We start from the raw sequence: 8,194 nt of genomic DNA, 5'->3' as shown, positions 1-8,194 counted from the left end.
ACCCTTATCCTGACTTGATTTCAGTTTTTTCTTTGTCAGTAAGGGTGTCAACAAGGAATATTACAAATTGTTAACCGAGTCTTGAAAGCCTTGTGCTACAAAGGTTTGAAATGTTAAGAAAGATGTGACTAAAGGACAGCCTCCTTGATAAGGGGGGCATTTGATGATTTTTAACGCCTACGTACTTAATTAAGTCCAGAAAACAAAAACTATCAAAAAGTCCCTCCTATCTCCTGCTGTCAACCCATTGATTAGGATTTTTCTTAGCCAAAAACTTTTTTGGCAGCGATCAAAGATTTTAGGCAAGGATGTGGAACGCTTCAGCTGATTTGGTGTAACAGAAAATTGCTGTAGATTTTACAATCTAAGACTTTAATGAGATAGTCAACAACTTACCCCGTCATAAAATTAGGGGGTTTTAAACTCGAATTTTTGATAACCTGAGATGCCTCGATACGGAAAGACTTCACCCCCAAACCTCCCCACTACCCCCTAGCTTTTACCTAGGGATAAAAAACCAAATAGAACAGACAAAAAGCCTGTTCTATTTCTTAGGAGAAAAAAACTTAAACGGTCATGATATCTTTTTCTTTTGTCGTTAATAAATCCTCGATTTTGGCGATAAATTTATCGGTGGATTTCTGGACTTGATCCTGTAAATCCCTGGATTCATCCTCAGAAATTTCGTGACTTTTTTCCTGTTTACGGATAGCATCGATCGCATCCCGACGAATATTGCGGACAGACACCTTTCCCTCTTCGGCCAATTTCGCCGCTAATTTGACCAAGTCCTTGCGGCGATCGCTAGTGAGGGGAGGGATATTCAAACGAATGGTCTGACCGTCATTACTGGGGGTTAAACCCACGTCCGAGAGAGAAATCGCCTTTTCGATCGCCCCCATACTGGTACGATCGAAGGGTTGAATGGCGATCGTGGTTGCGTCGGGAGTGCTAATAGTGGCCAGGGACTTGAGGGGAGTTTCCATGCCATAATACTCCACCACGATTCGATCTAAAAGAGAAGCATTTGCGCGGCCGGTACGAATCGTATTAAAAGCTCTCTGGGTTGATTCGACGGTTTTCTGCATATGGTCTTGAACTTCAGCTAACTTCACAGAATCCTCCTACCAATGTTCCAACGGGTTCACCTTTGACAGCGCGAACAATATTACCTGCTACCGACAGATCGAAAACGACTATCGGAATATTATTTTCCTTGCACAGAGCGATCGCAGTTCCGTCCATCACCCGCAGATCATGGGTCAGCACATGACCGTAGGTGAGACTTTGAAAGCGTCGCGCGTTAGGGTTGTGAGAGGGATCGGAATCATAAACCCCATCCACTTTCGTCGCTTTAAACACCACTTCCGCATCGATTTCGGCAGCGCGTAGGGCTGCCGTGGTATCGGTGGTAAAGAAAGGATTACCCGATCCCGCACCGAAAACCACCACCCGACCTTTTTCCAGATGACGGATGGCCCGCCGGCGGATGTAGGGTTCAGCTAATTCCTGCATCGCAATCGCCGTTAATACCCTGGTCGGTACTTGCGCTCGTTCTAGGGCATCCTGCAAGGTCATGGCGTTCATGACTGTTGCTATCATACCAATATAATCGGCCGTGGCCCGATCCATGCCGGCCGAGGCGGCTTTCACCCCCCGAAAAATATTGCCCCCACCGACCACGATCGCCAATTGGATGCCTTGGTCAACCACTTCGGAGATTTCCTGAGCGATAGCGGAAACCACCATCGGGTCGATCCCATAGCCGAGATTGCCCATCAGGGCCTCCCCACTCAGTTTTAATAATACCCGCTTGTACGCCATGCCCTTACTACCACTCGCTAAAACAAGATCTAGATAATTTTTGTCTCCCCATAAGATAGCAGGTTTTGGCCTTGATTTAAGTTGACCAGTCCACTCTCCCCCAGGGCCAACAAGTTAAGATTAATAAATCTTTTCGTTGGGAAATTAGTATTTAGTGATACCTTTGTTATTAAGGGAAGCTTAGTTTTATAGAGAATTAATAACCGTGGTCAGCGATCGATTACTATTGGTTAACAAAAACAATCAAAAGGCCGCTAACATCGATACCTTTGATTGGGTCTATGGGTTTCAGGATGGAACTCGTCTGATGGGCAAGGTTTGCGGTTACTTAGATCCCGATAGTAATCGTCTTCTCGATCCCGAAAACTGCAGCGCTATCTACCAGAATGCCCAGGGACAAGTCCTTAGTCGTTGGCAAGGTGGAGATTTTATCGCTTTTGACCTAACCACCACTGGGGAAGATCTCCTGATCGTGGCTTCCAATGATAATTGTATCGGGAATAGTCTCTGTTTGGTTTCGGGCATTAGTCGCAGCTGCGCCCAAGTTAGCGATGAAGGAAAATCCCTCGTCCGGGAGGTTTTTCAATACCCTGCTTGGTCTTTGCAAGACGATAATAGCAGTTCTAAGCCGGCTTTCAGTTGGAATTGTTCCGTATCTCCCTTTTTCCCCTTTGTTTCCCTGCGTTTTAATCTTCAGTCCACCAGCAGCAAAAAATTCTATCGTTGGACGGTTTCTCCCTATTTTCCCTTTTGTCCCCTCTTAGAAGTGGGAGAATCCCTTGCCTAATTGGCTTTTTCACTACGATAGTTTTAGAAGATTTCAACACATCAGGAATGGTTAAAACCGTAAGCTATCCCGTGCTATATCAGACTTAGGATGGCGTTCTTTTCGAGATATGCTATCGGCTAAATCCGCTTAATATGGTCGGGATTTTCGCTTAATTTCTCGATGAAAGTCTGACCGTTGCCCAGATATAGGGTCTAAAAAGCCTTAAATGTCCCTAGAGATGTTAGAGCAGTTATCTTAATAGTGAGGTACGAAGTTTTCCGGCTCTCTTATTCTTTGTGTGATCTCGCGTAGCGAGCGCGTTGCGACCAGTTTAACTTACTAGAAAAGCGATCAATCTTTGTGTCCTCTGTGTCTGGAGTGGTTCCTTCCACCCCCTCGCTGGGAGGAATGTATCTTAGAATACATTTTACCCACCAAATCCAAGAGAGCCATAATTCATAATCCCTTCCCAAAATGCCTTCGCCAGAATCTGCTCCGCTAATATCACAACTGCAAAAAAAAGTCAATAGTTTAGATGTACCATTTTATGCGCCAGGGCATAAGCAGGGGGAAGGAATCGGGGAAGATTTAAGTAATTTACTAGGAAAAAGCGTCTTTAAAGCCGATTTACCCGAATTACCCGACCTGGATAATTTGTTTGCCCCGACGGGAGTGATTAAAGAAGCGCAAATTTTAGCAGCCGAGACATTTGGGGCAGATAAAAGCTGGTTTTTAGTCAATGGTTCCAGTTGTGGCATTATTGCGGCGATTTTAGCCACTTGCGGCGAGGGAGATAAAATTATTTTGGCGAGAAATATTCATAAATCGGCAATTTCGGGCTTAATTCTCTCCGGAGCGCAGCCTATCTTTATCAATCCCGAATATAATCCCACTATCGATCTAAATTTAAATATAACCCCCCAATCCCTCGCAAATGCCCTGAAACTTCATCCCGACGCAAAAGCGGTAATGGTAGTCTCTCCCACCTATCAAGGGGTTTGCTGTGACTTAAAAACTATCGCCCAGATTACCAATCATTATTCCATCCCGCTGCTCGTTGATGAGGCTCACGGGGCTCATTTTGCCTTTCATCCCGATTTACCTCCGGCTGCCCTCTCTCTCGGCGCTGATATGGCTATTCAGTCCACCCATAAGGTTTTAGGGGCTTTAACTCAAGCATCAATGTTACACTTAAAAAGCGATCGCATTAGTTCCGAAAAAGTCGATCGAGCCTTACAATTAGTTCAAACCACTAGCCCTAGTTATCTACTTCTCGCTTCCCTTGATAGTGCTAGAAAGCAAATGGCGACGCAAGGACTAGATTTACTGACCAAAACCCTCGATTTAGCCGCTTCTGCCCGAAAAGAACTCGATAAAATTCCTAATATCTCTGTTTTAGACTTTCCCCATTCTATCCCGGGTTGTCACTGGTTCGATCGCACTCGTTTAACGGTAATCGTCAAAGATTTTGGCTTAACTGGTTACGAAATAGACGATATTTTGCGAGAAAAATACGCTGTCACCGCAGAATTACCGACTTTAAGCCAACTTACTTTTATTATCTCCATCGGCAATCATCGCGAACACATTAATCGCCTAATTACTGCTTTTCAATCCCTTCAATCTCCTTCCTCTACCAGTTTACCCCTCACTCCTGCTCCAGTCACGGCAAATTTGGCTATTTCTCCTAGAAAGGCTTTTTTTGCCCCTACAGAGATAGTATCCCGGAAAAATGCCCTCGATCGTCTTAGCGCTGATGTTATCTGTCCCTATCCCCCCGGTATTCCCGTTTTGATGCCGGGTGAGTTAATTTCTCAGGAAGTCCTCGACTATCTGCAAACTATTTTAGACCTCGGTGGCACGATTACCGGCGGTAGTGATGATAATTTGGCAACTTTCAGGGTTTTAAAATAATCGCAAAATTATCTGATATATTAACCGGAAAAAGGCAGTAATAGCAATTGCCCCGATAGCTGCCATCACGGCAATGATAGCAATTTCAGGAAAACTTAGGCTGCCTTGCAGTTGCGGAATTAACATCAAGGCGAGAGTAATTGCTGCGATAATTGGTATATCTTTTCCTTCAATTACTTTTTTAAATAATGCCCAAACTAAGCCACCTAAGATCATAAAGGCGATGACAATTCCTACCGAGGGGACTAAACTATTGAAGGCAATTACTAATAATGTCCCCTCAAACCCTGTAAAGGCAGCATTAGCGAAAGTTTCCCCAAGAGAAAAGCGGGAAGTTTTTCTCATCACTGGAGAAGATGGGGAAGATGGGGGAATTGGGGAAGGTGGGGGAGGAGGATTTAAAGCGGTTAAAACTTCTCCACAGGATTGAAATCTATCCAGGGGATTTGCTAGTAACATTTTATTGAATACTTGGGCCAAATCTGCACTGATATTAGGGGCATAATTTTGCCAATTCCAGACCTGTTTTTGCGGATCGTATATATCATCAGGATCACGATTAGTTAAGAGTATAACACAGGTAGCTGCTAGGGCATATAAATCTGTGGATGCTGATACCTGATTGCCTAATTGTTGTTCGGGAGGAGCAAATCCAGCTGAGTAAATTGTTGTGGATTTCTCTTGTGTATTATTGGGGTTATTAGTAGCCTGTTTTACTGCACCAAAATCGAGTAAATAGAGACGGCCATTTTTGGATAGCATGATGTTAGATGGTTTTATATCCCGGTGAATGGAACCATTTTCATGGATAAATTTGAGGATAAGAAGTAATTCTTTGAGAATGTTTTTAACTTCACTTTCTTGAAAGGGTTTTTGTTGCTGTTGGAGAATTTCTTCTAAGTTTTTACCGTCGATATATTCCTGGGCCAGATAGAAAAATTGCTCTTCTTCTCCCGTTAATTGATTCTTGACTTTTAAAGGGAAAAAAGCATAGAGATCGGGGATTTGAGGATGTTCTCGTCCTAAATCTTCTAAAACGTGCGCTTCTTGAAAAAATAAATTTTTCGCTTTTTCTAAAGCTTGGGGACTTAAATTACCGGAGGGTTGAAATTGTTTGAGTACACATTTAGCTTTTTTGGGACTATAACGATCTACTGCTAAAAATGCTGCCCCAAATCCTCCTTGTCCCAATAGACGTTCAGGCAAATAACGTCCCCCCAAAATTAATGGCATCCCGCAAGTAATACAATATTTCTGCTCGATCGAGGTTAAACGATTGCTATCGTCTAGGTCTAGGCACTGATTACGCGGTCTCGGACAGTGGGGACGCGTGCAAATAACTTCCATAATCACCGTTTCCCGTGGTACTGCTCTTAGTTTAGCTACTACCGGCAATTCGGGTTAAAATTTTTATTCTTGAGAAAGAGTTAAAAAGAGGGTTCGTAGGCCGACACGGATTCCCATTATACTACAAGGTTAGCAGAAATTTTGAAGTTTGTCAAGTCTTTGGCCGAAAAAAATTCAGCCAGATAAGGGCGGTTATCAATCGGGTCACGCATATCAGCCAAGGCAAGGGTTCTGGCCGCGGCGTTTTGATGCGCTTGAAAATATTGCTTTTTTTTCCCAAAGGCAGTAAACTCAAGTGTATCGTAAATGTATTTCAGATGAATTATGAATCTATATCTAGTAGAGGATGATCGACAAGAAAGGACAAAAGAAGAGGTGAGCGAGATATTGGAGCGCATTGCCACAGTCGCATCAAAATCCCAGGGAGAGTTAATCGAAGCCCTAATCGGTGAAACAGAGGGGCGGTTATTCCTGATTATCAAAGCGATTGATCGCGCCTCCCTCGAACAAGTACTAGAAAACGCTGGGCTAAGTTGGCAACTAATCAAGGAAATGCGCTTGATTGGGCAGGACTTAGCCACTGTGCGAGAGCGCAAAGACAAAGCCAACTATCTAGTACAGTGGAATTTACCCCCGGGGCTAACGATGGAAACTTACCTGCAACGAAAAGCGGAGAAAACCCCCCTTTATGCTCAAGTGCCGGAAGTCAGTTTCGAGCGTACATATATTTGCGAAGACTTGAGTAAATGTCTCTGTTTCTACGATAGTCCCGATGAAGCGGCGGTAAAAAGAGCCAGAGAAGTGGTCGGCGCACCTATAGATAGTTTGACCTCGATTGAAAATATTCACCCCTAGGAGAGAACAATTATGCTCGATCGAGGCTCCGAAATCCTTTCTTTTCTGGAAGAAAGAGCCACTGACCTCAACAACGGTACAGCTAATCTCAACGTCGGTTCGGCCCTAACCAAGCTAGGAGAATCGGGCTGGTTCGGCTATGCTATACCTGAAAGCTTAGGAGGCCGGGGTGGCTCCTTATTACAGGCAGTAGAGGCGATCTCCTCTGTGTCCCAATGCTGCCTCACCACCGGTTTTGTTTTCTGGTGTCAGCGCGTCTTCATCCAATATCTGGCCGCCAGTAATAACACTTATCTACAAAACAAAATTCTACCTGCTGTTCTCAAGGGAGAGATAGCCGGAGCCACAGGACTCTCCAACGCCATGAAGTACCTCGGCGGGATCGAGGAGCTGCGTTTACAGGCAAAGATCGAAGGAGAAAACGTCACTGTTAATGGCTTCCTGCCCTGGGCCTCTAACCTCGACTCTAAGGGAGAATTCATAGTAGCCGTTGCCGCTCAAACCACATCGGGAGAAACTCTTATCCTCGCCCTTCCCTCCTTCGCAAAAGGGTTAAAACGGGGTGAAGACCTACAATTATTGGGTTTACAGGCTTCCCGCACCAGTACCCTTGAATTCGATCGAGTTCAGTTATCTCACGACTGGATTATCAGCTTGGAAGCAGCAAAATTTTTACCCTCAGTCCGCCCCTGTTTCTTGCTGTTACAATGCGGACTGGCCCTTGGCATTACGCGTAAATCCCTTGGGGAGACGGAGAAAAGTTTAGGGGGAAAGGCAGCGGTAGCCAGCGATCGTTATTTCTTCGCCCGGGAGCGTCTGACTCGTCTAGAAAAGACAATCGAGCAATTCAGCACCCTAGAAAGCTTCGATCTCGCACGAACACGCCAACTATTCACCCTCAGAGTGGACATTACCCGGTTAGCGGTGGAATCCGTAGGGTTAGAAGCGGAAATTAAGGGAGGAAAAGGCTATTTCCGTAATAGCGACACGGCCCGACGGCTGCGGGAGGTCGCCTTTTTACCAGTGTTAACTCCGAGCCTGATTCAACTGGAAAGAGAGTTACAACGTCAGTCCGCTACCGATAAAATTCTCACTGGCGAACTCGAGCGAGCGGGGGTGAGAGAATGAGTATCGCCACTGATTACCCCGTCCTCAGCCTAAAAAATCTCCATAAACGCTATAAAACCCGCCATGGCTACCGTACCGTTTTTGAGGATATTAACCTACAGGTGCGCTCCGGTGAGGTGGTTTGTTTGCTCGGGGCCAGTGGTTGCGGTAAATCTACCCTCCTTGCTACCGCCGCTGGTTTGCAAAGTGCCGATGGCGGAGAAATACAATTGCACTCAGGGACTTCCAGAGAATAAAATACCCAACAAAAAAATAGAAAAGTGTTTTTTTGAAAAAGTAATTATTTTTGTCTAGGAAAACAAAGAGTCTCCCATTACAACCTATTTTTCCGAAAAAAAAATAGCAGCATAAACTTTT

The 8,194-nt window shown here is 44.8% G+C and carries 8 protein-coding genes and 1 pseudogene; 6 read left to right on the top strand and 3 right to left on the bottom strand.

Annotation, left to right across the window (positions count from 1 at the left end):
• Positions 1 to 566: 566 nt before the first annotated feature.
• Together frr and pyrH are read right to left on the bottom strand one after the other, a co-directional pair.
• Positions 567 to 1,088: a ribosome recycling factor gene (frr, locus tag IM507_RS23165; protein WP_002734034.1), complete on the bottom strand. Its 522-nt coding sequence runs from the start codon at positions 1,086 to 1,088 to the stop codon at positions 567 to 569.
• Between the two features lie 13 nt (positions 1,089 to 1,101).
• Complete coding sequence (gene pyrH, locus IM507_RS23160) at positions 1,102 to 1,824, bottom strand: UMP kinase (protein WP_002732255.1); 723 nt, start codon at positions 1,822 to 1,824, stop codon at positions 1,102 to 1,104.
• 205 nt (positions 1,825 to 2,029) lie between these two features.
• Here pyrH and IM507_RS23155 point away from each other — a divergent pair, with 205 nt between their 5' ends.
• The 3 genes and pseudogenes from IM507_RS23155 to IM507_RS23145 all read left to right on the top strand — a co-directional run bounded on the left by IM507_RS23155 (position 2,030) and on the right by IM507_RS23145 (position 4,507).
• A complete protein-coding gene (locus IM507_RS23155; protein WP_002734101.1) occupies positions 2,030 to 2,611 on the top strand; it encodes a hypothetical protein in 582 nt (193 codons plus the stop codon).
• A 14-nt stretch (positions 2,612 to 2,625) separates the two neighbouring features.
• Positions 2,626 to 2,741: pseudogene (locus tag IM507_RS23150) on the top strand (RNA-guided endonuclease TnpB family protein); the annotation flags it as partial.
• Positions 2,742 to 3,067: 326 nt separating this feature from the next.
• Positions 3,068 to 4,507, top strand: coding sequence for an aminotransferase class I/II-fold pyridoxal phosphate-dependent enzyme (locus tag IM507_RS23145; RefSeq protein WP_287637813.1), 1,440 nt, complete (start codon positions 3,068 to 3,070; stop codon positions 4,505 to 4,507).
• Here the strand turns inward: IM507_RS23145 and IM507_RS23140 are convergent.
• The gene (locus IM507_RS23140) at positions 4,499 to 5,854 is read right to left on the bottom strand and encodes a serine/threonine-protein kinase (protein WP_287637812.1); all 1,356 of its coding nucleotides are present in this window, start codon (positions 5,852 to 5,854) and stop codon (positions 4,499 to 4,501) included. The two genes, IM507_RS23145 and IM507_RS23140, sit on opposite strands and share 9 nt — an antisense overlap.
• Before the next feature lie 324 nt (positions 5,855 to 6,178).
• Here IM507_RS23140 and IM507_RS23135 point away from each other — a divergent pair, with 324 nt between their 5' ends.
• Genes IM507_RS23135 through IM507_RS23125 form a run of 3 tightly spaced genes read left to right on the top strand, consistent with a single transcriptional unit; the run spans position 6,179 to position 8,073 of the window.
• Positions 6,179 to 6,709 (top strand): DUF4242 domain-containing protein, encoded by a 531-nt coding sequence (locus tag IM507_RS23135; RefSeq protein WP_123231302.1) that lies wholly within the window; start codon positions 6,179 to 6,181, stop codon positions 6,707 to 6,709.
• A 12-nt stretch (positions 6,710 to 6,721) separates the two neighbouring features.
• On the top strand, positions 6,722 to 7,837 hold the full coding sequence (locus tag IM507_RS23130) for an acyl-CoA dehydrogenase family protein (protein ID WP_123231301.1): 1,116 nt from the start codon (positions 6,722 to 6,724) through the stop codon (positions 7,835 to 7,837).
• A complete protein-coding gene (locus IM507_RS23125) occupies positions 7,834 to 8,073 on the top strand; it encodes an ATP-binding cassette domain-containing protein (protein ID WP_287637811.1) in 240 nt (79 codons plus the stop codon). Before IM507_RS23130 ends, IM507_RS23125 begins: the two co-directional genes overlap by 4 nt.
• Positions 8,074 to 8,194: the final 121 nt, after the last annotated feature.

This window comes from Microcystis sp. M20BS1 (assembly GCF_020245305.1).
In the GTDB taxonomy this organism is placed as follows: domain Bacteria; phylum Cyanobacteriota; class Cyanobacteriia; order Cyanobacteriales; family Microcystaceae; genus Microcystis; species Microcystis ichthyoblabe_A.
The sequence above is the reverse complement of the archived record's forward strand: the minus strand, read 5'-3'. Positions and strand labels throughout refer to the sequence as shown.